The 2,861-nt window shown below is 64.5% G+C and carries 4 protein-coding genes; 3 read left to right on the plus strand and 1 reads right to left on the minus strand.

The window, feature by feature from the left end; all coding sequences use genetic code 11:
- Positions 1-1,155 (minus strand): serine hydrolase (locus AC5E6L_RS13915; protein ID WP_491774079.1); only part of this gene is annotated, 1,155 nt, incomplete at its 3' end.
- A gap of 286 nt (positions 1,156-1,441) precedes the next feature.
- On the opposite strand from AC5E6L_RS13915, the gene AC5E6L_RS13920 reads away from it, so the two are divergent.
- The 3 genes from AC5E6L_RS13920 to AC5E6L_RS13930 form a co-directional block, all read left to right on the plus strand.
- A complete protein-coding gene (locus AC5E6L_RS13920) occupies positions 1,442-1,768 on the plus strand; it encodes a phasin family protein (protein ID WP_491230890.1) in 327 nt (108 codons plus the stop codon).
- Between the two features lie 264 nt (positions 1,769-2,032).
- Entirely contained in the window at positions 2,033-2,422 is a 390-nt protein-coding gene (gene clpS, locus AC5E6L_RS13925; protein ID WP_491230891.1) for an ATP-dependent Clp protease adapter ClpS, read from the plus strand.
- Positions 2,423-2,861: Clp protease N-terminal domain-containing protein (locus AC5E6L_RS13930; RefSeq protein WP_491774075.1), on the plus strand; the 439-nt coding region annotated here is incomplete at its 3' end.

Genomic DNA, 2,861 nt, shown 5'->3' on the forward strand with positions numbered 1-2,861 from the left:
CTCCAGAGCGCGCAGTTGTTCCAGGCGCTCGCGCTTTTCCAGCACGCTGCCCGCCCTTCTCTGGGCGGTGCGCAGATAGTCGAGCGCCTGATCCTGCGTTTCGAGCGCTGCGATCTGGATAACCCAGCCCGAACGTCCGGCGGCCGAGGCGGTCGTGATCCGGTCGACGACGGGGGCGGCGGGCCTTGGCTGGGGCGCGTAGGCGATCACCGGCGCGGGCGCGTCCGCGCCCGTGGGGCGCGCCTGGGCTGGCACGGGCAGGCGGCTGAGCGGAATGGAGGCGATCGAGGCGCCCTCGATGGCGAATGCGGCGCGTCCGTTGCGCGCGATCAGCGGCCCACGGTCGCGACGGGAGCCCTTGGACAGATAGCGTCCGATCAGCTTTTCCATCTGCGCGTTGCGTGATGCGCCCGTGCGTCCGCCCATCACCACGGCGACGATCGAACGCCCGCCGGTGTTGACCGAGGTGACCAGGTTGAAGCCCGAGGCGCGGATATAGCCGGTCTTGATGCCGTCCACGCCCTTGACCCGACCAAGGAGCCGGTTGTGGTTGCGGTGCGTGGCGCCCGCATGGGTGAACGAGCGCGTCGAGAACAGGCCGAACCGGCGCGGAAAATGCTCCTGCAACGCGATCCCCAGGCGCGCCATGTCGCGCGCGGTGGTCACCTGTCCCGAATTGGGCAGCCCCGAGGCGTTGCGGAACGTGGTCGAACCCATGCCCAGTTGCCGCGCGCGCCGCGTCATCATCTGCGCGAACCTTTTCTCGGTGCCGCCAAGATGCTCGGCGACGGCCGCCGCCACGTCGTTGGCCGATTTCGTGATCAGCGCCTTGATCGCCGCCTCGGCGGTGATGGTGCCGCCGGCGCGGATGCCCAGCTTGGAAGGCACCATCGATGCCGCGTGACGGGAGATGCGGATCGGCGTGTTCGGCCGCATCTTGCCCTGCTCCATGGCCTCGAACATCATGTAGACCGTCATCATCTTGGTCAGCGAGGCGGGGTAGCGCGTGCTGTCGGCGCGGTAGGCGTAGAGCGTCTTGCCCGTATTGGCGTCGATCACGATCCCGGCATATTTCGGGTTGGCCTGCGCATGCGGGGCGGGCGCGACCAAAACCAGCGCGATCAGCGCCAGCAGGGCGGCGGCGATCGGCCGCATCTGCGTGGAAAGGCGGCGTGGGGTCGGGTCGGGCAAGGGGCACTCTCGCTGCACGGGATGCACTGGCGGCGGCGAACCGCCGGATCGGGCGCACGCTAGGGCGACCGCGTTACCAATCCGTTTATGGTAATCGAAGGCTTGCCATCGCTGCGGCACTTTTCATCAAATTGGATTTGTGCATTGCAAAAAATCCTCTTGCTTTTTTGTGCACTGCACACTATGTGAGCCGTGAGCAGACCCTTCCCGATGCTCCCCGATCAGACATCAGACCGACAGGTGACACATGATGAAGGCATTCGAAGACATGAGCCAGTCCAGCAAGGAAGTGATGGACGGCACCCTGAAGAGCTATGCGGCCATGACCAAGGGCATGCAGGCCATCGCCACCGAGGCGACCGACTATTCGAAGGCGTCCTACGAGGCCGGCGCGGCCGCGTTCGAGAAGCTGGCCGCCTCCAAGTCGCTGGAAAAGGCGATGGAAGTGCAGACCGACTACGCCAAGAGCGCCTATGAGGCCGCCGTGGCGCAGGCCACCAGGATGGGCGAACTCTACACCGACCTGGCCAAGGAAGTGTACAAGCCCTTCGAGGCGATGGTTCCGGCTTCCAAGTAAGCCGTCTTCCGGCCCTGCCCGAAATCTGCCCGCGCGCCCGCGAAGGCGCGCGGGCTTTTTCGTTTTCGAGACCGCTTCGACGGACGCATGGCATTGTTTTGCGCCCGGCCCGCAAATCGCGCCCCGATCTGCGCCGGCCATCTTGCGCGTCCGGTCAGGGGCCTTAAAATGCGTAGATGACGACCTAGATATGGCGGATGGACGCGCCGCTGACGTCACAGCTTCCGATCGTTCCCGAATGAATGAAGGTCCAAGCCGGAGATCATGAACAGCGTGCCGGAATCGAAGCAACCGCCTGGCGGCCCCTTGACCTGGCCGCTCAGGGCAGCCGGCGATGACGATGCAGGGGGGTCCGAAGGACGCGGCACCTCGGTCATCACGCGCACCGAGCGCAAGACCAGGAAGCCCAGCCTTTATCGCGTTCTGTTGCTCAACGACGACTACACGCCGATGGAGTTCGTCGTCCATGTGCTCGAACGCTTCTTCCAGAAGGACCGCGATCAGGCCACGCGCATCATGCTGCACGTGCACAATCATGGTGTCGGCGAGTGCGGCGTCTATACATACGAGGTTGCCGAGACCAAGGTGAACCAGGTGATGGACTTCGCCCGCCAGAACCAGCATCCTCTGCAATGCGTGATGGAGAAGAAATAGATGCCCGCCTTCACCCAGACCCTCGAACGCGCATTGCATCAGGCCCTCACGCTGGCCAATGAGCGCGATCATGAATATGCGACGCTTGAGCATCTTCTGCTGGCGCTGATCGACGACAAGGATGCGCGCGCCGTTCTGGATGCGTGCAGTGTCGATCTGGACGCATTGCGCCGCACGCTCGCCCACTATGTCGACAACGACCTGTCCAACTTGGCCACCGGCTATGACGAGGACGCCAAGCCCACCGCCGGCTTCCAGCGCGTCATCCAGCGCGCGGTGATCCATGTGCAGTCCTCGGGCCGCGAGGAGGTGACCGGCGCCAATGTGCTCGTCGCCATCTTCGCCGAACGCGAGAGCCACGCCGCCTATTTCCTGCAAGAGCAGAACATGACCCGCTACGATGCGGTCAACTACATCTCGCACGGCGTCGCCAAGAACC

It is taken from the genome of Roseitalea sp. (assembly GCF_984466335.1).

Excerpts from the sequence above, each read along its gene's own strand:
- AC5E6L_RS13920 (WP_491230890.1), top strand. The coding sequence starts at position 1,442 with ATGAAGGCATTCGAAGACATGAGCCAGTCCAGCAAGGAAGTGATGGAC.
- clpS (WP_491230891.1), top strand. The coding sequence starts at position 2,033 with ATGAACAGCGTGCCGGAATCGAAGCAACCGCCTGGCGGCCCCTTGACC.